Origin of the sequence: Streptosporangium amethystogenes (genome assembly GCF_000721075.1) — a bacterium.
Lineage (GTDB): Bacteria > Actinomycetota > Actinomycetes > Streptosporangiales > Streptosporangiaceae > Streptosporangium > Streptosporangium amethystogenes.
This window is the reverse complement of the sequence record NZ_JOEQ01000045.1, coordinates 45,666-64,359: the sequence shown is the minus strand read 5'-3', so window position 1 is coordinate 64,359 and position 18,694 is coordinate 45,666. Positions and strand designations below refer to the sequence as shown.

Genomic DNA, 18,694 nt, shown 5'->3' with positions numbered 1-18,694 from the left:
CCGGGTCCCCCGGGTGGAGACCAAATGCAGCCAAGTGTGTCCCGTCCGCCCAACGCCCTGACCGGTCCCTGGTACAGAATCCAGGCGATCACAGCACCCTCGCGCAGTTCCTCCGCCGAGTGGGACTTCGTCACGGTCCTGCCCGCCGTGCTCTCCACGGCCCAGCGCAACCGGCCCTTCGTGGTCGGCTGGCTCTCCCGGGGGTCCGGCGCCCCGCTGGAGCTGATCACCAACGCGGGGCCGCTGACTCCACCGCGCCCGCCTCGCAGAGCCGCCACCGAGGTCGAGCACGCCCCCGGCGGCCCCGAGCCGCTGCTCTTTCCCAGCGGCGCCCGCGGCGTCCGGATCGGTGACGAGTGGCTCCGCGACCTGTCCGACCTGGTGTGGACCGTCTGCCCCGGCCGGCAGGCCCCGCCGCTCGGCGGCCGTCGCGAGCCGGACGCCGACGAGATCAGGCGGCCCACGCTTTTCGAGTCGACGCTGGTCACGCTCATGTCCCGGCCGTTCGCCTGGCTGGTGGTGGCCGAGCAGACCGACCTGCTGGACGCCGAGGTCGCGCACCTGCGCACCCAGCTCAACGTGTTGCGGCAGTACGGCGACGCCTCCGAACGCTCCCGCTACGACGCGGAGCGGGCCGAGCGGCGCATGCAGGAGCTGGACGCCTTCCGCGAGGCGGGGCTGTGGAACGTCCGGTTGCTGGCCGGGGCCGCCGGTCCCGAGGAACTGCGCCAGATCGCCCCGGTGCTCGTCGGCTCCGCCGAGATGAGCCACCACCCCTACCGCCTGCGCAGCGCGCTGTCCGGCCCCGTACACGGTTTCGCCGAGGCGCTGGCGGTGACCCTGCAGGATCCGGCGGACGGTGCCGCCGCCCCGTTCGCGGCCACCGCCGGGGCACTCGCCGCTCTGGCCGGGCTGCCGCACCGGGAGGTGCCGGGGGTACGGGTGCTCGACGCGGGCTTCTTCGACGTGACCAGCGAGGCCGACACCGCGCCCGGCGCGCCGGCTGTCGAGCTCGGGGCCATCCTCGACGGCCAGGACAGGCCGGTCGGCTCGTTCAGGATCCCGCTGGCCACTCTCAACCGGCACGCGTTCGTCACCGGCGCCACCGGCTCCGGCAAGTCCCAGACCGTCAGGCACCTGCTGGAACAGCTCACCGGCGCGGGCGTCCCGTGGCTGGCCATCGAGCCGGCGAAGTCCGAGTACGCCTCGATGGGCGGCCGGATCGAGCACCTCGCCCCGGTGACCGTGATCAACCCGTCCGCCCCGGAGAGCGTGCCGTTCAGCGTGAACCCACTCGCTCCCGAACCCGGCTATCCGGTCCAGGCCCACATCGACATGGTCCGGGCGCTGTTCATGGCGGCCTTCGACGCCGAGGAGCCGTTCCCGCAGATCATGTCGCTCGCCCTGCAGCGGGTGTACGAGGCCAACGGGTGGGACGTGGTCACCGGCTGGGCCGCTCCCGGCGCCGCCGTACGGCCCGCCGTGCCGACCCTCGAACAGCTGCAGCGGCACGCGATGGAGGTGATCAAGGAGATCGGCTACGGGCGGGAGGTTCAGGCCGATGTGGAGGGCTTCATCTCGCTGCGGCTGCGGTCGCTCCGGGTCGGCTCCGCCGGTCGGTTCTTCGAGGGGGGACACCCCGCCGACATCGGCGACCTGCTCCAGCGCAACGTGGTGCTCGCGATCGAGGACGTCGCCAACGACGAGGACAAGGCGTTCCTGATGGGCACGCTGATCATCCGGATCGTGGAGCACCTGCGAATGCGGGCCAGGAAGGAGCGGAGCAGCGGGCTGAAGCACGTCATCGTGATCGAGGAGGCGCACCGGCTGCTCCGCGACCGGGGCGCGGGGCGGGCCAGCACGCACGCCGTCGAACTCCTGGCGGGCATGCTCGCCGAGATCCGCGCGTACGGCGAGGGCATCGTGGTCGCCGAGCAGATCCCCACGAAACTGGTCTCCGACGTCGTGAAGAACACCGCGCTGAAGGTCATCCACAGGCTCCCCGCCGAGGACGACCGCCGGTTGGTCGGGGCGGCGACGAACCTGAGCGAGGAGCAGTCCCGACAGGTCGTCTCGCTCCCGCCCGGCGTCGCCGCGGTCTTCGCCGACGGCATGGACCGGCCGCTCCGCATCCAGGTGCCGCTGGGCGAGGACCGCGAGCGCCCGGTCCCCGGTCACACGCCGCCCATCTGTGGCCGCCGCTCGGCGGCGTGCGGGCAGGAGTGCCAGGGCGGCCGGGCGTGCACGCTGGTCGAGCTGCGCGAGGCGGACCTGCTCGCCGAGGCGCCCGAGTGGGCCTGGCTGCGGATCTGGACGGACACGCTGGTGCTGGCGTTCTGTACCAACAGGCCGGCGCCTGGGGTGCCCCGGGCACTGGCCGACCTCTGGGCGGAGCTTCCGGCACGGCGGCGCGAATGCCTGCTGGCCACGACCGCCGAACGGTGCGTGGGCCGCCGCGCGTGGTCGCTGCGGACCGTCCACGACCCGGCCAAGCTGACCGAGCAGGTCGCCGCGATCGCGACCAGGCTGCTCGGCCCCGACCGCGACCCCGGCGAGCGGCCCGGACCCGCTTGGGTCATTCCGCAGGTGCGGTGGTTGCATGAGGTGGATCGGCTCTTCCCGTACGGCCAGCCCGCGCCCAACCCGCGCGGCTCCGCGCCGGTCATGGAGTACGCCCTGTTCAACCGTCCCGCGGGCGGCTCGGAGCTGCTCGGCCACCGGGCCAAGGCGCTTCGCCACCACCCGCTCTCCATGGAGGTGGACCGCAACCGGGAACTGGCCTGGCGGGTGATCCTCGGTGACGACGAGCGCGAGAGTGTGGAGCGCGACATCCTCACGGTCACCATCGGCATCGACCCGGCCGAGCGGCTTCGGCACGTGGCCCAGACGATGGGGGCGGGCTGGCTGGAGAACGTGCTGTCGTGGCCGCACCGGTTCGTGCTGCCGTTCGACGCCGATTCGCAGGAACCCGTCGAACTCGTCTTCGCCGAGCAGTGAGGTGTGGCCCGGGGGACATCCGGTCATATTTCCTACTGTGGAGCCTGTGGGGGGCGTGCCCGTCGTATGGTGATGCGTGAGGTTCACCTCTCACCGTCACCGGCCGGGGCGTGTGACATGCCGCTCGGGGGTCGGGGGGCCGAAGCCCGGCTAAGATCTGCGGCATGAACGATTCGGCGATTCCGGCTCCGCGGCCGGGCCGGCCGGCCGCCGGGTCGTCCCGCGAACGGTCGCCACGCGAGGAGACGGCATGACTCAGCTTCCGCTGCGGGCGCAGCTCGCCACCGCTCTCGGCCGGACGGCCGCGACCCTGTCCCGGGTCACCGGACGTGGAGACGGGTCAGTGATCGGAGGCCGGGTCAGCATGCTCCTGGAGCCCGACCTGCTGCGCAAGCTGGCCCGCGACCGCAAGCTCGCGCTGGTGAGCGCGACCAACGGCAAGACCACGACGACCCGACTGATCACCTCCGCACTGTCGGATCTCGGCGACGTCGCCACCAACGCCTTCGGCGCCAACATGCCCGCCGGGCACGTCTCGGCGCTGTCGTCGGCCAAGCACGCCCCGTACGGGGTGCTTGAGGTCGACGAGAAGTACCTGCCCGAGGTGATCGACACCACCGGCGCCGGGGTCATCTGCCTGATGAACCTCAGCCGGGACCAGATGGACCGGGCGGGCGAGATCTGGCTGCTCGCCCAGAAGTGGCGGCGGGCGCTGGCCGGCAAGAACACCCATGTGATCGCCAATGCCGACGACCCGCTGGTGACCTGGGGCGCCTCCACCGCGGCCTCGGTGACCTGGGTGTCGGCCGGGCAGCCTTGGAAGGAGGACTCCTGGTGCTGCCCCGAATGCGGCGGCCCCCTCGACCGCAAGGGCATGGAGTACGTTCCGCCGGGCAGCCTCGGCTCCGGTGCCTCCTCGCAGGCCGGGGAGAACGACTGGGCCTGCCGCGAGTGCACCTTCCGGCGGCCTGAGCCGTCCTGGGTGCTCGACGACGACGCGGTGATCGACCCGCGCGGGCGGCGCTGGCTGCTGGACATCCAGCTCCCCGGGCGAGCCAACCGGGCCAATGCGGCGATAGCACTGGCCACCGCCGAGGCGTTCGGGCTGCCCGTCGAACGGGCGCTGCCCCGGTTGCGCGAGGTCAGGTCGGTCGCCGGCCGTTACACCACCGTGGAGCGCGGCGGACGGCACGCCCGGCTGCTGCTGGCCAAGAACCCGGCCGGCTGGCTGGAGGCCTTCGATGTGCTCGACTCCTCGCTGCCGGTGATTCTCTCGGTCAACGCCCAGGGCCCCGATGGCCGCGACACCTCATGGTTGTGGGACGTCGACTACCGCGTGCTGCGCGGCAGGCCGGTCTTCGTGACCGGTGAGCGACGGCTCGACCTCGCGCTCCGGCTGGATGTGGCGGATGTGCCGTTCCAGCTGGCCGGATCGTTCGAGCAGGCGCTCGGCGCGCAACCGCCGGGCAAGGTCGACGTGATCGCCAACTACACCGCCTTCCAGCAGATTCGATCGGAGTTCGGTCGTGCAGTCTGACAGCGCTCTTCGCCTTGTCTGGATTTATCCGGACCTGTTGAGCACGTATGGCGACCAGGGCAACGTCCTGGTCCTGGAGCAGCGCGCCCGGCGCCGCGGCATCCCGGTCGAGACCGTGCACGTGCGCTCGGCCGACCCGGTCCCGGAGAGCGGTGACATCTACCTGATCGGCGGCGGCGAGGACCGGCCGCAGATCCTGGCTTCCGAGCGGCTCCGGCGTGACGGCGGCCTGCACCGGGCCATCCAGCGGGGCGCGGCCCTGCTGGCCGTGTGCGCGGGCTACCAGATCATGGGCACCACCTTCGGCGGCGAGGAGGGACAGCCGGTCGACGGCATCGGCCTGATCGACATCTCCAGCGGCCGTGGTGAGGGCCGGGCCGTCGGCGAGCTGGCCGGGGAGGCGGATCCGGCGCTCGGCATCCCGACGCTGACCGGTTTCGAGAACCACATGGGCGTCACCCGGCTCGGGCCCGACGTCCGGCCACTGGCGCATACGGCGGTCGGCACGGGTAACGGCGACGGCACCGAGGGCTGCTACACCGGCAAGATCGTCGGCACCTACCTGCACGGTCCGGCGCTCGCCCGTAACCCCGGCCTCGCCGACCTGCTGCTCACCTGGGCGGTGGGTGCCCAGTTGCCGCCGATCGACGACTCCTGGTTCGAGCGCCTCCGCGAGGAGCGCCTGGCCGCGGTGCTGCCCGGCTGACGTCGGAAACCGGCCGTCCGGCGTTGCCGGGCGGCCGAAGGGCGCGCCTTACCGGGCGGCGTTCAGTAGACGAGAGCCTGGACGCCTTCGCCCAGGACCTCCTCGACGAACGTGGGGGCGCCCGCGATGCGAATGCCCTCGATCACGTCGTCGACCGTTATGTCGCGCCGGGCCGCGCACTGGGTGCACAGCGTCACCCTGCCGCCGGTGAGCACCGCGTCGAGCAGGTCGCCGAGCTGGGCGGCGTGCGGGAGAGTGAACTCCTTCGCCCGTCCGGGGAGGGCGAACCACGCGGACTCGCCGGTCAGCCAGAGCGAGACGGGAACTCCGCTCGCCAACGCCGCCGCGGCCACCGTGAACGCCTGGTTGCAGCGCTCGGGTGAGTCTTCGCCGGCGGTAACCTTGATCACCAGTGATCGTGCCATGCCCGAAGCCTATGCGGGTCCGCCTCGCGGGCGCGAACCATATCAGGGCGGCTCCAGGTCCTATCTCCTGGATCTTTTGCCCACCGCGGCCGGCCAGGTGGCGCCGCACCGCGTTGCCGTTCCCATCGCCCGCCCCGAGAGGCACCGTCTGACCGGCCCTCACCACGGCGAGCGTCGCACGGCAGGGCCTAGGCTCGGATCCATGGACGTTCCCGAACTGCATCCCGATCTTGAGCCGATCGCCTTCCTCGTGGGCGTGTGGGAAGGCGCCGGCGTCGGGGGATATCCGACGATCGAGAGTTTCAACTTCGGCCAGGAAATCGTCTTCGGCCACAACGGCAAGCCGTTCCTGACCTACAGCAGCCGCACCTGGCTGCTCGACGAGGCGGGCAACAAGGTCCGCCCGCTGGGCGTCGAGACCGGTTTCTGGCGCCAGCTCCCCGGGCGCCAGCTGGAGGTGTGCCTGTCACATCCCACGGGCATCGTGGAGATCTACGTCGGCGAGGTGGTCTTTCACAAGATCGAGCTGCACACCGACGTGGTGGCCCGCACCGCCACCGCCAAGGAGTACGCCGGAGGCCATCGCCTCTACGGCCTGGTCAACGGCAACCTGATGTGGGCGTACGACATGGCGGCCATGGACCAGCCGATCCAGTCCCACATCTCGGCCGAGCTCAAGCGGGTCGGTGACTTCGTTCCCGACGCCGGGTGAATTCCCGAAGGGGGCGCGAGCCGGGCACCGGCTGAGCGCTCCCGCTCGTACCCGGGGGTGACAGAGGCAGGGCGCTGACTACGCTCTGTGGAATGAGCACTCCCTTTACCCCCGAAGCGGTCGAGGCCATCAAGCGCCACATGAACGACGATCACGCTGACGACGCGCTACTGATCTGCAGGGGCCTCGGCGGACAGCCCGAGGCCACCGGCGCGACGACGACCGGTGTCGACGCCGAGGCGATCGAGTTCGCCGCCGTGGTCGGCGGGCTTGAGATTCCGGTCCGGGTCCCGTGGAGCACCGCGCTGACCGAACGCGCACAGGTCCGTACGGAGGTCGTCCGTCTCTATCGGGACGCCTGCGCGGCCCTTGGCGTCCCCGCCCGCGGCGAGCACTGACCGGGAGTCTCCTCGGTCTGGGACCCCGCCGGGCGCGGCGGTCGCAAGGATCGGCGACGGACCGGTCACCGGAGCCGATCCCGGTCGCGGACCTTCGCTTTCCACTGTCCGGGGCACTGCCCAGAGGCACTGCCCAGGGCCGGCCCCGGGGCACCGCCCGGGCGGCGCCGGCCGGGAGCCGGGGCCGGTGATTACGGCGCCGGCCGGGGTTTTATTCGGATGACCTTATTTGCGGGATTTTCCTGGTCTTTCATACTTTGAATGTATTTTCACTAGGAACTTCCCGCTGGAGGAGACTGCGAGGGACAAGTCCGAAAACAGGAGAGGCCGATGGGGGCGTTGGTGACATTCGGGTCAATGTCAGGACTGATCGTGGCATCCGTGGAAAGCTCCCAGATGCTGAAATTTCCTGAAATAAGGAGGCGCGGTGAAACCGCGAGCCCTTGTGCTGGCGCCAATGCGAGGTCCGGAGTGGGACCGTCTGAGAAAGCTGATCGACGTCCACTACGACCCGGCTGAGCACAGTCCGCACCAGGCTGCCGATCTCGCCCGGCAGCTCGTGGACACCGGGGCGCGCATTCTCATCACCGAGTCCGACGAGGTCGCGGGCCCGGTGCTGGATCTTCCCCTGCTGGTGGTGGGCTGTGCCCGTGGCGACGCGGGGAACGTGGACCTCGGCACGGCCACCGACCGGGGCATTCCCGTCGTCTGCGCCCCGGGGCGCGACGCCGACGCGGTGGCCGAGCTCACCCTCGCCCTGATCCTCGCGGTGACCCGCCGGGTGGCGGTCGGCGACCGGGAGATCCGCCATGGCATGGTCTCCTACCGGCGGCACCGCGCGTGGGAGCTCGCGGGCCGGACCGTCGGCCTGATCGGTTACGGGGCGGTCGGTCACGCGCTGGCCTGGCGGATGAGGGGGCTGGGCATGCGCGTCATGGTCTACGACCCCGAGGCGGCGGAGAACCGGTACGGTCTCGACGTCCTGCTGGCCCAGGCCGACGTCGTCTCCGTACATGCCCCCGCGTCCGCGAGGCCGCTGATCGGCGCTGTGGAGTTCGCCGCGATGAGAACCGGGGCGATCTTCGTCAACACCTCCGACGCGGCCCTGCACGACATGGACGCCCTCGTCGGGGCGTTGAAGGCGGGCCATCTGGGCGGCGCGGCCCTCGACAGGTTCGCCGGGGACTGGCTCGATCCGTCCCATCCGCTCGTCGACATGGACAATGTGGTGCTCACCCCGCACCTGGGGTCGGGGACCTACGACACCGAGATCAACCACACCCGGATGATCTGCGAGGACATCGTCAGGATCCTCGGCGGGGAAAGCCCGCTGCACTGCGCCAACCCTGATTTTCAGCGGTGACCTCAGGCCCCTCGGGGGGCCTGGCGGGAGGCGTACGAGAAAAGGCGCGTCTCGGCCCGGGAGGGGAGGGCCTGGAGAGAAGAGTGCCGGAAAGGGAAGAACCCCGGGCCATTTCCTCCTGGCCGAGCAGGAGGGCCGGTGGACCAAAGGCGGGATTTCCCGCCCCCGGCGGCCCGGGGTTCCGGTGATTGTCGTGGATTCGCCGAACGTCGCCAGACGCCCGGACAGAGTCCGGTCGCGGCGTCCTAGCGGACAGCCACCTCGCTAGCCCAACTATGATCAACCATTGTTCGGACCACCTCCTTTCGGCGTGCCTGTACGTTATGAAATCTCATGCCGTCGAGGCAAATGAATATTCGCCATCCCGCCGAGCCGAGGGTCCGGCCCCAAAGTCGATCCCCTGACCAGGCCCGATACGGCCTGATGGGAGCGGGCAAACGATCATACTTGATCCGCCGTTGCCGACTCTGGACAGGGCTGCGGTACATGCCGCCATGCGCCGTGGCGAGCCCCCGGTCTTCCCGAGGGGCTTCGGGCCGGAGTTCAGAGCAGGGATCGCCGAGTCGCGTCGGTGCGAGGTTCGTCCGGCCGGCCAGATGAGATGATCAAGATTAATGCCATTTTAATTATAAATTACCCCATTTGGAACATGCGGCCAAGACACTCTCGCTCGTAGTGTCTTGTGATCTGTTCACGGTTAGGAGTCCGGCAGTTGGCCGATCCCGAGTCCGCAGGCAATTCGTCAACCATGGCTTACGACCACGACCAACTGCAGAATCAGGCGGGGCTCGGCTTTGCCGATGTCAGCAGTGATCTTGGCGCCGTGGTCAAACGTGCCCTTGAGGACTTACAGGCCATCGGTCCCCTGCCGAGTGGGGAGGAGGTGGATCAGCGGTTTCTCGAATGGTTCACCCCCAAATACGAACAGATGCTGACACTGACGGCCGACCTCGCCGGCGCTTACGGCGACATCGGAAAAGGGCTGATCGCGATGAGCCGCAATATGTTGGACATCGACTGGGGCTTGGCGAAGAGCCTGGACGCGGTGCCGGACTACACCGACGACGGCCCGGTGAAGCGGGCCGAACCATGATCCCGACGAAGGCTCTTGCCATGGTCGGTCTCACCGGGTTGGGCTCCATGGCCGCGCTGAAGATCTACGCCGGCGTCACGGCTCCCGAGATCCCCCCCGACAAGCTGCGGGAGATCGCGAAGGTCTTCTTCCGGCTGGCCGACGAGATCGACGGCGGAAGCGGGAAGGACGGCATCGCGGATCAGGCCGACGCGCTGGCCGTCTCGGTGTGGAAGAACTCGGGGAGCGAAGACCAGGGCAGCGAGGGTCGGAGTATCGAGGCGTTCCGCCGCGTCTATCAGGACGCCGTGTCCGTCTACGTGCCACAGCTCGCCAAGGACTGCCGCATCGTGGCCATCGGCTGCGAGGCGTACGCGGAACAGATCGAGGAGGTCAAAAAGGGCTTCGCCGTTTACGAAGATCTGATCTTGCAGATCGTGTGGCTCGTGGCGTTCCAGCCGATGACGACCGCCCTCTACGGGTTCGCCGCCGCGCGGATCGCCGCACTGGCCGCGGCGGCGAGAGGCCTGCAGACCGCCTTCGCCATGAACGCGGCGAGAATCATGGCGATGGCCGTGCCGAAGTACGCCATGACCACGCTTCTCTACATGGCGGTGGACGGCGCGGCCTACGCGGCCGGGCCGATGGGACTGACCAAGCTCGTCCAGCTCGGCAACGACCAGCCGACGGGGTCGGGGAAGGAGAACGCCGCCGAGTTCGGCAAGATCGTTGGAGCGAACGGCGCGTACGTCCTCGCCTACGACCTGGCCAAGGTACCCCTTGGCAGTGCGCCGACCACTCGCGGCATCGAGCTGGGCGCACGCCTGTTCGGCTCGGGCGCCGGCTTCACCCCCACCTACAACCTGTTGGACGACAACGGCAAGGTTATGCCCACGGACGAGGAGTGGATGACCAAAATCACCGGGCACGGCCTGCGCTCGGTCATCTTCCCGCCCGGGTGGAAATTCAAATAGCGAAGGAGCACACCGTGGATCGCCCGAACGACGCGACACTGCGCGTGATGGAGGACGGCCTGAGTGATCTCACCGGCAAGGGTGAGGCGGCGGACGCGATGATCCAAGCCGTCACCGACTCGGCGGGCCGGCTCCTGAAGCTCACCCTGAACCCGCGCGTCATGCGGATGGACAGCCAGAAGCTGGCGGAGGAGCTCTGCCTGGCCGTACAGCGGGCACAGCTGGACGGGGAGCGCAGGACGCGAGAACTGGTCGGTGAAGCGCTCGGCTCGCCGGCACCGGGAAACCTGACCGATCGCGCGCAGTTCTGGGACGAGCTGCGGGGGCTGCGGGAATCCCTCGACCAGTCGATGACGGAGCGGGTGGAGAAGGTCGCGCGACGGCTCCAGGACCTGGACTAGCTCCTCGGAGTCGAAACGCCGGCCTTCGGGGCTGTCCGGCGTACGTGTTCCGTGGCGGAGGGCGTTCACCGACATGACGACTGCTCCTAGACTCTGGACATGACCGAGACGTCGTGGCATGAGGAACTGCGGGCCCGTGGTTACCGGGTCACTCCGCAACGCCAGCTGGTGCTTGAGGCGGTCAAGGCCTGCGAGCACGCCACCCCGGAGGAGATCTGCAACCGGGTGCGGGAGACCGCTCGCGGGGTGAACATCTCGACCGTCTACCGGACCCTTGAGCTCCTTGAGGAGCTCGGCATGGTCACCCACTCCCATCTCGGGCACGGTGCCCCCACCTACCACCTGACCTCCGAGGCCGATCACGTGCACCTGGTCTGTCGCGGCTGCGGGGAGATCAGCGAGGTCAGTCCGGATCTGGTGGAGAGCTTCGTCGACAACCTCGACCAGAAGCTCGGGTTCGTCACCGACGTGCACCACCTGACGGTCTTCGGCCGCTGCCGGAACTGCCGCTAGCGGCGGAGTCCGGCCGCCGGGAACCCGGATCGAGGTGTGATCAGCAAAGCGTCGGTACCTCGCCGCCCTCCGCCCACTCGACGTCGACTCCGCGCAGGCCCGCCGCCCACGGGCCGGCTGCCTCGGCCAGCGCGGCCGCGTCCGGCGGTGTGCGGCCGAGCCCTATCGCGAACCGGGCCATTCCCGGCCCGGCCTCGAACGGCCTGGGCCAGGCGTGCGCGTCCCGTACTCCCGCGCGTTCCAGGGAGGTGAGCAGCGCACGCACCCGGCCCCGGACGCGGCCCAGCGTCACGGCGAATCTCTCGGCCCGCTCGTCCCGTACGGTCACCACCGCCCACGCGGCGTGCCGCCGGTGCGACGACGGTGCCGACAGCAACTCCTCCCGGGGACTCCGGCCGGTCCGCGCCGCCTCCTCCACGATCTCCCAGGCGGTGTAGAGCTCCTGTGCCAGCAGATCCCGCCCGCCGGCGCCGACCTGTTCGCTGCACAGGCGGACGGGGGCCGTGGGGGTCATGACCGACACGGCCGCACCGGACTCTCCGCCCGGCGGCCCGTCCGGTGCCCCCGGCCACAGGCCGACCGGCCGGCGCCAGTCCCACGCGGCCCAGGTGGCGAAGAAGCGCCGGAGCAGGTCGCCGGGAGGGAGATCCCCGGATTCGCACACCGTCAGCGCCGCGAGGATGGTCCAGGCCAGGCCCGGCAACCCGCCGAACGGGGCCGAGTCCAGCCCGTGCGCCCTCGCCCATGCCTTCACCTCCCGGGCCAGCCCGGCGAAGGCGGCGTGGTTCGCACCGACCGCGGCGAGCACGGCGTCGGCGTCGCTGACCGAGCTCAATGCGATCGCTGAGGCCTCGTCCAGCTCCGTACGGCGCGACACCGCCTCGGCGGGGGTGACGCCGGTGACCGCCACGACGGCCAGATCGACGTTCAGGCCGTCGATCCGCCACCGGAGGCCGGGCACCCTGGCGCCGATCACACTCCGCAGCCCGGTCGCCTCCGGCAGTGCCGCCCGCACCCGCGCCTCGACGTCCGCGAGGGCGACCGCCGTGGGCAGCGCCACCACCAGGTCCAGGTCCGCGTCGGCCAGGGCGCAGCCCAGGCGTCGCGACCCGGCGACGTGCACGACCCCCTCGGCCAGCGAGACCCGCAGCCGCGCCACGACCTCCCGTGCCACGGCGTCGCCGTGACGCTCCCGCGCCTCGGAGCCGTCCTCCGCGCGGGCGCCGTCCTTTCCCGATCCCGGGGCGTCCCGGGGGGTGCGCGCCGGGTCCGGCTGGGCGTCTGGCGCGGGTGTCCCGTGGTCGAGCCAGCGCACCTCGCCCGTTCCGAGGGCGACGGTCGCCCGGGGCCGCATGGGCTCCGCACCCCGGCGTGACAGCAGGACCAGTTCGCCGACCCGCACCGACCCGCCGCCCAGCCGTGCCGCGCAGTTGGCGACCAGCCGTTCGGGATCCCGGACCCTTCCCAGGGTCAGGTGCGGGGTGTAGCCCTCGGAGCGGCCCCGGCAACGCGGGAACCCGCGCTCCAGCACGCCGCGCAGCGCGGCCCACGGTTCGGCTCCGTCCGCGGCCGGGTCGAGCCAGACCGTGGAGCCGTCACGATGGGAGAAGACGTGCACGCCCTCCAACCGGGCGGTGAACGGGGGGATCGCGGCCGCGGCGGCGGACAGGAGAGGGGCCGCCTCCTCGAAGTCGGCCTCCGGTACGAAACCGAACATCACCGTGACGTGCGGTGGCCACCTGTGGATCTGAGGATCGTGCTCCCGGCGGATCTCCTGGATCGCCGGCCAGAGTTCCCGTGGCGGGATCCAGGCCAGCGCGGTCCGTGCCGTCGGGCGCGCGTCGAGGACGCCGGAGACGCCGGAGACGCTTCCGCCGATGGTGACGTCGGCGGCGACGGCGTAGTGGTCCGACACGAACAGGCCGTCCGGCGTCGGAACGTCACCCCGTACGGCCGCGGTCGTGACGCGCAGGTCGTGGCCGCGCAGCAGGACGCGGTCGAGCCGGGAGGCGCGGCCGGAGAGCGAGGAGAGGGCCGCCAGCGGATTGACCCGCGGATCGAAGGTGGCGGTCGCATCATCGGGGCCGTGGGCCTCGATCCAGGCGTCTCGCAGGCCCAGCACCTCGGCGGGCCGGCCCCCGCCGTCGTTGAGATCGCCCAGAAGGATCACATCCCCGTCCACGCCGAGCAGCACCTCGGCGAGCCGGGCGAGCTCGGCCTCGCGCCGGGCGGGGCCGTCGTCGGTGTGGTCGCTGGTCAGATGCGTGGCGGCCACCACGACCGGCCCGGCGGCGGACTCCACCGTGACGGCCGCGACGGCCTTGTGCGGGCCGAGAACGTGCAGGCCCGCCTCTCGAACGGGCAGGCGGCTCAGCAGGAGGAGCCCGGCGTCGTCGACGCTCTGGCCGGCCGGGTCGGTGCTCAGCGTGTAACCGGAGCGGATCCACGGGGTCCGCAGCAGCATGCCGAGCAGCTCGGCCTCCACCTCCTGCAGCGCGATGACGTCCGCGTCGGCCCGCTCCAGCTCCTCCAGCAGCAGCCGCCGGCGCCGCGCGGTGTCCAGCCGGTCGCTGTCGTAGCGATCCCACAGGGTGTTCCAGGTCAGCACGCGCAGGTGTGCCGTCGTGGGCGCGGCCCCGGCCGGCACGGGGGGCACGGGACGCCAGCCCGCGACCGGATCCCACCCGAACGGTGTCCTGGCCGCGAAGAACGGCGCCCGGAGCCTGCGCGGATCCCGTACCCGGCCGGCCTGCGAGGAGTCGATGCGGTCCAGGCCCGCCGACCGGTCCCAGACCGTCTCGCCGTCGGCCTCGACGAACAGGATCCGGTGCCACGGGATATCGCCTCCCGGTACGAACGCGGGCAGTGGCACGCGCTTGGGCGAGGCCCCGCGCACGTTGATGCCCAGGACGAACCGCGCCGGGTCGAACCGCGGATCCCAGCAAATCCGGTGGAAGATCTCCTCGCTCGTCCGCATGATCATTCCTCATCGCCGTCGAGGGCCCCGGCGACGTCGAGGACGTTCCCCTCCGGCCCGATGTACCACGTACGGTGCGCCTCTCCCGGATAGGGCGGGGAGAAGCGGCGAAGCTGGGCGGAGAGCACCTCCGGCGGCACCGGGTGCGCACGGCCCACGTTACGCCGGGCCAGCACGTCGCCGGGGACCAGCATGACCGCCTGCGTCGTCAGCGCGTCGCGCCCGCGGGCCACGGTGTGCACCAGGGAGCGCTGGTGCCGGTTCAGCGCCGTGGCGTCCCACACCACGGTTCCGCCGTCGGCCAGGAGCGCGTCGAGCCGGTGCAGGCCCTCGCGGAGGATCGCCGGGTTGGCCCGCTGGTCGGACCGGGCCCCCCGGGCCTGGCGCAGGTCGTCGAGCGCGACGACGGCCCCGGCCTCCGGCAGGCCGCCGGCGAACGTGCTCTTCCCGCTGCCCGACGGGCCGACCATCACGACGAGCCGGGGAAACCGGCCGGACCGCCAGCGCCCGCTCAGCGCCAGGCCCCCCTCGGCCGTGGCGATCCGGCCCAGCGCGTAGGACTCCCGCGTCTCGGCCCAGCACCGGTCCGCCACGTCGGGATCACACCCGTCGAGCGCCTGACGCAGGCCCAGGCGCAGCGGCTCCAGCGGCGCCTCGCCCAGCAGCCCGGCCTCCTCGGCGTGGAGCTCGGACCAGCCGACCTGCTCGCGCGCGTCGGCGGCCTCATCGCCGGCGCGCCCGGTCAGGGCCGCGGCGGCGACCGCGTGCAGGACCCCCAGGTCGGCCGCGGCCGTCAGCCGTACCAGACCGGTCCTGCGCTCCTCGTCGGGAAAGGGGCGGTGCAGGCGGGTGCTCAGCTCGGCCAGGTCGGCGACCCGTCGGGCCAGGGGCATGCCGAGGGGAGCCACCAGGGCGGACGCCAGCCAGGTCCGGCGCGTGCCGTGGAACAGGGTGGCCAGGACGCCCGCCAGCCGGGCGTCCCCCGCCCGGCCGAGCAGATCGAGCCTGGCGGAGACGTCGGCCACGGCTGCCTCGACGCGCTCGGCGGCGGCTACCGGGATCGCCTGCCCCGCCGGGTCACCGGCCGTCATCCCCGTCATGCCCGTCGCCGCGATGAGCGTCGGCACGTCCGGATCGGCTCCTGAACGCACCCCCCACAGTGCGGCGGCCGGTCCCAGGCCGTTCTCGACGACAGGAGCGAGCATCCAGTGCTCGGTCGTCCGGACATGCCGTGGGCGCACCCATTTGGCGATGCGGTGGGCGAACTCCTGCCGGTGGAATCCGGCGGTCGTTCGCACGACGTACCCTTCCCGCCGCGCCGTGTCCAGGCGCAGGGCCCGTAGCGCCCGCTCGTCGAAGGTGCCGCGCCACAGCACCGGCGGAACCGGGATCCCCAGCCGCCGGGTCAGGCGCACCGTCCTGTCCCAGTCGAGGCAGTGGTCACCGTCCCAGACGGAGAAGGCGTAGAACCAGCTCTCCAGGTCCCGGTACTCGATCGAGTGCCGGGCGTAGAGGTTCTCACCGCATATCCGTCGGCCCGGTGGGAGGAGTTGGGCGATCCTGCCCTGCAGGGCCTTGACCCACGCGCGGGACGGATGGTGTGCCGAATCCAGCGAACGGGCGTGCACCCCGTCGGGGTACACGGTGGTGTTCTCCCCGTCGAGCTTCTCGGTGACGACGACCTCCCGGCCGGCCAGCCCCGACAGGCCGTCGGCGCGTACGTCGTCCGAAGTGGCCCCGGGAGACCAGGGCAGGTGAGGGGTGCGGGGATAGTGCACTCGCATGATCCGCTCCCCATGACGACGTCGCGTTCCGGCGACTGTACGGGGAGGGGGAGAGGCGGATCCACCGGATAAACGCGCGGCCCGACCTGGTCCGCGCCAGGATCGTGCCGACCGGCGCGAGCCGGCCGCACCGCCGGGACACACGCGCCCGTTGATCCTCTGGAGGCGCTCCGCCGCTGAGCCACCGCGATCCGCGGACGCCTCCGGAATTCCGTCCCGGGAGCGTGGCGGAGCCGCCGCCGCCCTGCTTGGTGCGGCCTCGTAGGCTGTGTACATGCGAAGCCCTCTGCTGGACACTCCCGGCGCGGTCGCGGCCGAGGCCCCCGACGCCGATGTCGCCGGACACTACGGCGACCCGTTCGCCGAGCAGCGCGCGCTGCTCGCCGGAGAGGCGATGGTCGACCGGAGCAACCGCGAGGTCGTCCGGATCTCCGGACCCGACCGTCTGAGCTGGCTCAACAGCCTCAGCTCGCAGAAACTCGACGACCTGAAACCCGGTCAGCCCACCGAGACGCTGCTGCTGGACGCCCAGGGCAGGGTGGAGCACCACCTCGTCCTCGTCGACGACGGTGAAACCGTCTGGGCGCATGTCGAGCCGGGTACCGGCGCGGAGCTGGTGGCGTTCCTCGACAGGATGCGCTTCATGCTCCGGGTCGAGGTCGCCGACGTGACGGACCACTACGCCGTGGTCTCCGTGCTGGGGGAGACGCCGCCCGATCTGCCCGAGGGGGCCGTCGTGGTGGGGCGTGACATCCTGCTCCCGCGTGAGGAGCTGGCGAAGGGGCTCGGGCTGAGGCTCGCCGGGCTCTGGGCGTACGAGGCGCTGCGGATCGAGGACCATCGTCCCCGGCTGGGTTTCGAGACCGACCACAAGACGATCCCGCACGAGGTGGGCTGGATCGGCACGGCCCTGCACCTCAGCAAGGGCTGCTACAAGGGCCAGGAGACCGTGGCCCGCGTCCACAACCTGGGCCACCCTCCGCGCCGCCTGGTCTTCCTGCACCTGGACGGCAGCGTCGACACCCTGCCGAAGCACGGTGCCCCCGTGACGTACGACGGCGTGGAGATCGGCTCCGTCGGCAGCGCCGCGCGCCACCACGAGCTGGGCCCGATCGCGCTGGCCGTGGTCAAGCGGACGGTGCCGGTGGACGCCACGCTGGAGGCCGGCGGGGTGGCCGCGTCCCAGGAGGTCATCGTGCCGCCGGACGCCGGACGCAACGTCCAGATCGACCCCTCCCTGCGCCGCCGCATCCGCTGACGGCACGACGTCATCGGCTCACCGGGGCCCAGGCGGCCCCGGTCCTGGGCGGCCCCGGTCCCGGGCGGCCAAGCGGTCCAGGACCAAGGGGCGGACGGTTTTCCCGGGCGCCGGGTTCCGGTTTCGTCGGGGACCGGGGTCAGACGTCCAGGATCAGGGTGATCGGGCCGTCGTTGGTCAGCCCGACCTTCATGTCGGCGCCGAAGACCCCCGTCTCCACATGAGCGCCCAGCCCGCGCAGCTCCGCGCAGACCGTCTCGACCAGCGGCTCGGCGACCGGGCCCGGCGCGGCGGCCTGCCAGGTGGGGCGGCGACCCTTGCGGGTGTCGCCGTACAGGGTGAACTGGCTGACCACCAGCAGGGGCGCTCCGACGTCGGAGCAGGACTTCTCGCCGGAGAGGATCCGCAGGCCCCAGAGCTTGGCGGCGAGCCTGGCCGCCTGTTCGGGGGTGTCGGTATGGGTCACGCCGACCAGGACCAGCAGTCCTGGCTCGTCGATCGCCCCGACCGTCACGCCGTCCACCACCACTGACGCGGAACTCACCCGCTGCACGACCGCACGCATGCCTCCCATCATCTCGTGCCTCCCGACCTCCCTAGACTCTGGGCGAAAGGAGACAAAGGTGTCTGCTGAGTCATTGTTCGTCGAGGTCGTCCGTTCGGGGTTCGTGGAGTCCACCCATCGGGCGCGGATGCTCGCCGTCGCCGCCGACGGCTCCCTGGTGAGGGTGCACGGGGCGGTGGACGCGCCGGCCTCGCCGCGCTCGTCGATGAAGCCCCTGCAGGCGCTCGCCATGGTCCGCGCCGGGCTCCTCCTGGAGGGGGAGCTGCTCGCGCTGGCGTGCGCGAGCCACGCGGGTGAACCGTTCCATGTGGACGGGGTACGCGAGATCCTGGCCGGGGCCGGGCTGGACGAGAGCGCGCTGGGCTGCCCGGAGGACCTGCCCGAGCACACCGCCTCCCGGGAGGAGGTGCTGCGCTCCGGAGGGGACCGGGCCAGGGTCTACATGAACTGCTCGGGCAAGCACGCGGCGATGCTCGCCACCTGCGTGGTCAATGACTGGCCGGTGGAGACCTACCTCGACCAGACCCATCCGCTGCAGCGGGCGATCCGCGCCACGGTCGAGGAGCTGACCGGCGAGCGTGTCGCGGCCGGCGGGGTGGACGGCTGCGGCGCCCCGTTGTTCTTCGTCTCGATGCTGGGCGTGACCCGGGCGTTCCGCGCACTGGTCCTGGCCGAGCCGGGCACCCCGGAGCGCCGGATCGCGGATGACTTCCGGGCCCACCCCGAATGGACGTCGGGCACCACCCGCCCCGAGGCCCGGCTGATGCGGGTGATTCCCGGGCTGATGGTCAAGATCGGTGCGGAGGCGTTCGACGCCTTTGCCTTCGGCGACGGGCGTTCCGGGACCGTCAAGATCGAGGATGGTGGCCAGCGCGCCCGGGTTCCGGTCACCGTCGCGGCCCTGCGGGCGCTCGGCTTCGAGAGCCCCGAACTCGACGAGCTGGCCACCGGGGTGCTGCTCGGTGGCGGGCGTCCGGTGGGGGAGATCCGCGTGCGGTAGTGATCCGCAGGT

The 18,694-nt window shown here is 71.3% G+C and carries 16 protein-coding genes; 12 read left to right on the top strand and 4 right to left on the bottom strand.

Annotation, left to right across the window (positions count from 1 at the left end; all coding sequences use genetic code 11):
• Positions 1-24 precede the first annotated feature (24 nt).
• From IG98_RS0139000 to IG98_RS0138990, 3 genes are all read left to right on the top strand, one after another.
• On the top strand, positions 25-2,997 hold the full coding sequence (locus IG98_RS0139000; RefSeq protein WP_030924514.1) for an ATP-binding protein: 2,973 nt from the start codon (positions 25-27) through the stop codon (positions 2,995-2,997).
• A gap of 250 nt (positions 2,998-3,247) precedes the next feature.
• The gene (locus IG98_RS0138995) at positions 3,248-4,534 is read left to right on the top strand and encodes a MurT ligase domain-containing protein (protein ID WP_030924512.1); all 1,287 of its coding nucleotides are present in this window, start codon (positions 3,248-3,250) and stop codon (positions 4,532-4,534) included.
• On the top strand, positions 4,524-5,240 hold the full coding sequence (locus tag IG98_RS0138990; protein WP_030924509.1) for a type 1 glutamine amidotransferase: 717 nt from the start codon (positions 4,524-4,526) through the stop codon (positions 5,238-5,240). The genes IG98_RS0138995 and IG98_RS0138990 overlap by 11 nt, the downstream gene beginning before the upstream one ends.
• A gap of 62 nt (positions 5,241-5,302) precedes the next feature.
• Here IG98_RS0138990 and IG98_RS0138985 read toward each other — a convergent pair whose 3' ends face one another.
• Positions 5,303-5,665: a DsrE family protein gene (locus IG98_RS0138985; RefSeq protein ID WP_030924506.1), complete on the bottom strand. Its 363-nt coding sequence runs from the start codon at positions 5,663-5,665 to the stop codon at positions 5,303-5,305.
• A 202-nt stretch (positions 5,666-5,867) separates the two neighbouring features.
• On the opposite strand from IG98_RS0138985, the gene IG98_RS0138980 reads away from it, so the two are divergent.
• From IG98_RS0138980 to IG98_RS0138950, 7 genes are all read left to right on the top strand, one after another.
• On the top strand, positions 5,868-6,377 hold the full coding sequence (locus IG98_RS0138980) for a heme-binding beta-barrel domain-containing protein (RefSeq protein WP_030924503.1): 510 nt from the start codon (positions 5,868-5,870) through the stop codon (positions 6,375-6,377).
• A gap of 92 nt (positions 6,378-6,469) precedes the next feature.
• Positions 6,470-6,775 (top strand): DUF2470 domain-containing protein, encoded by a 306-nt coding sequence (locus IG98_RS0138975; RefSeq protein WP_030924502.1) that lies wholly within the window; start codon positions 6,470-6,472, stop codon positions 6,773-6,775.
• Between the two features lie 427 nt (positions 6,776-7,202).
• Positions 7,203-8,138: an NAD(P)-dependent oxidoreductase gene (locus tag IG98_RS0138970; RefSeq protein WP_211264302.1), complete on the top strand. Its 936-nt coding sequence runs from the start codon at positions 7,203-7,205 to the stop codon at positions 8,136-8,138.
• Positions 8,139-8,850: 712 nt separating this feature from the next.
• On the top strand, positions 8,851-9,231 hold the full coding sequence (locus IG98_RS0138965) for a hypothetical protein (protein ID WP_157594778.1): 381 nt from the start codon (positions 8,851-8,853) through the stop codon (positions 9,229-9,231).
• On the top strand, positions 9,228-10,184 hold the full coding sequence (locus tag IG98_RS0138960) for a WXG100-like domain-containing protein (protein ID WP_157594777.1): 957 nt from the start codon (positions 9,228-9,230) through the stop codon (positions 10,182-10,184). The genes IG98_RS0138965 and IG98_RS0138960 overlap by 4 nt, the downstream gene beginning before the upstream one ends.
• 14 nt (positions 10,185-10,198) lie before the next feature.
• Positions 10,199-10,585, top strand: a complete 387-nt coding sequence (locus IG98_RS0138955) for a YbaB/EbfC family nucleoid-associated protein (RefSeq protein ID WP_030924492.1) — start codon at positions 10,199-10,201, stop codon at positions 10,583-10,585.
• A 99-nt stretch (positions 10,586-10,684) separates the two neighbouring features.
• Positions 10,685-11,098, top strand: coding sequence for a Fur family transcriptional regulator (locus tag IG98_RS0138950; RefSeq protein ID WP_030924489.1), 414 nt, complete (start codon positions 10,685-10,687; stop codon positions 11,096-11,098).
• A 40-nt stretch (positions 11,099-11,138) separates the two neighbouring features.
• Here the strand turns inward: IG98_RS0138950 and IG98_RS0138945 are convergent, their stop codons facing one another.
• Both IG98_RS0138945 and IG98_RS0138940 read right to left on the bottom strand, forming a co-directional pair.
• Entirely contained in the window at positions 11,139-14,075 is a 2,937-nt protein-coding gene (locus tag IG98_RS0138945; RefSeq protein WP_030924485.1) for a poly(A) polymerase, read from the bottom strand.
• 2 nt (positions 14,076-14,077) lie between these two features.
• The gene (locus IG98_RS0138940) at positions 14,078-15,859 is read right to left on the bottom strand and encodes an RNA ligase family protein (RefSeq protein WP_030924482.1); all 1,782 of its coding nucleotides are present in this window, start codon (positions 15,857-15,859) and stop codon (positions 14,078-14,080) included.
• A gap of 274 nt (positions 15,860-16,133) precedes the next feature.
• Between IG98_RS0138940 and ygfZ the strand changes: the two genes are divergently transcribed.
• Entirely contained in the window at positions 16,134-17,117 is a 984-nt protein-coding gene (ygfZ, locus tag IG98_RS0138935; RefSeq protein WP_030924481.1) for a CAF17-like 4Fe-4S cluster assembly/insertion protein YgfZ, read from the top strand.
• Positions 17,118-17,256: 139 nt separating this feature from the next.
• On the opposite strand, the gene dtd is transcribed toward ygfZ, so the two are convergent.
• Positions 17,257-17,682 carry a D-aminoacyl-tRNA deacylase gene (gene dtd, locus IG98_RS0138930; RefSeq protein WP_030924480.1) on the bottom strand — a complete coding sequence of 142 codons (426 nt, stop codon included), beginning with the start codon at positions 17,680-17,682 and terminating at the stop codon, positions 17,257-17,259.
• A gap of 58 nt (positions 17,683-17,740) precedes the next feature.
• Here dtd and IG98_RS0138925 point away from each other — a divergent pair, with 58 nt between their 5' ends.
• Positions 17,741-18,682 (top strand): asparaginase, encoded by a 942-nt coding sequence (locus tag IG98_RS0138925; RefSeq protein ID WP_030924477.1) that lies wholly within the window; start codon positions 17,741-17,743, stop codon positions 18,680-18,682.
• Positions 18,683-18,694: the final 12 nt, after the last annotated feature.

Bases quoted from the DNA above. Each gene is read 5' to 3' on its own strand.
- IG98_RS0139000 (WP_030924514.1), top strand. From the start codon at position 25: ATGCAGCCAAGTGTGTCCCGTCCGCCCAACGCCCTGACCGGTCCCTGG.
- IG98_RS0138995 (WP_030924512.1), top strand. From the start codon at position 3,248: ATGACTCAGCTTCCGCTGCGGGCGCAGCTCGCCACCGCTCTCGGCCGG.
- IG98_RS0138985 (WP_030924506.1), bottom strand. From the start codon at position 5,665: ATGGCACGATCACTGGTGATCAAGGTTACCGCCGGCGAAGACTCACCC.
- IG98_RS0138980 (WP_030924503.1), top strand. From the start codon at position 5,868: ATGGACGTTCCCGAACTGCATCCCGATCTTGAGCCGATCGCCTTCCTC.
- IG98_RS0138975 (WP_030924502.1), top strand. From the start codon at position 6,470: ATGAGCACTCCCTTTACCCCCGAAGCGGTCGAGGCCATCAAGCGCCAC.
- IG98_RS0138960 (WP_157594777.1), top strand. From the start codon at position 9,228: ATGATCCCGACGAAGGCTCTTGCCATGGTCGGTCTCACCGGGTTGGGC.
- IG98_RS0138950 (WP_030924489.1), top strand. From the start codon at position 10,685: ATGACCGAGACGTCGTGGCATGAGGAACTGCGGGCCCGTGGTTACCGG.
- IG98_RS0138945 (WP_030924485.1), bottom strand. From the start codon at position 14,075: ATGCGGACGAGCGAGGAGATCTTCCACCGGATTTGCTGGGATCCGCGG.
- IG98_RS0138940 (WP_030924482.1), bottom strand. From the start codon at position 15,859: ATGCGAGTGCACTATCCCCGCACCCCTCACCTGCCCTGGTCTCCCGGG.
- ygfZ (WP_030924481.1), top strand. From the start codon at position 16,134: ATGCGAAGCCCTCTGCTGGACACTCCCGGCGCGGTCGCGGCCGAGGCC.
- dtd (WP_030924480.1), bottom strand. From the start codon at position 17,682: ATGCGTGCGGTCGTGCAGCGGGTGAGTTCCGCGTCAGTGGTGGTGGAC.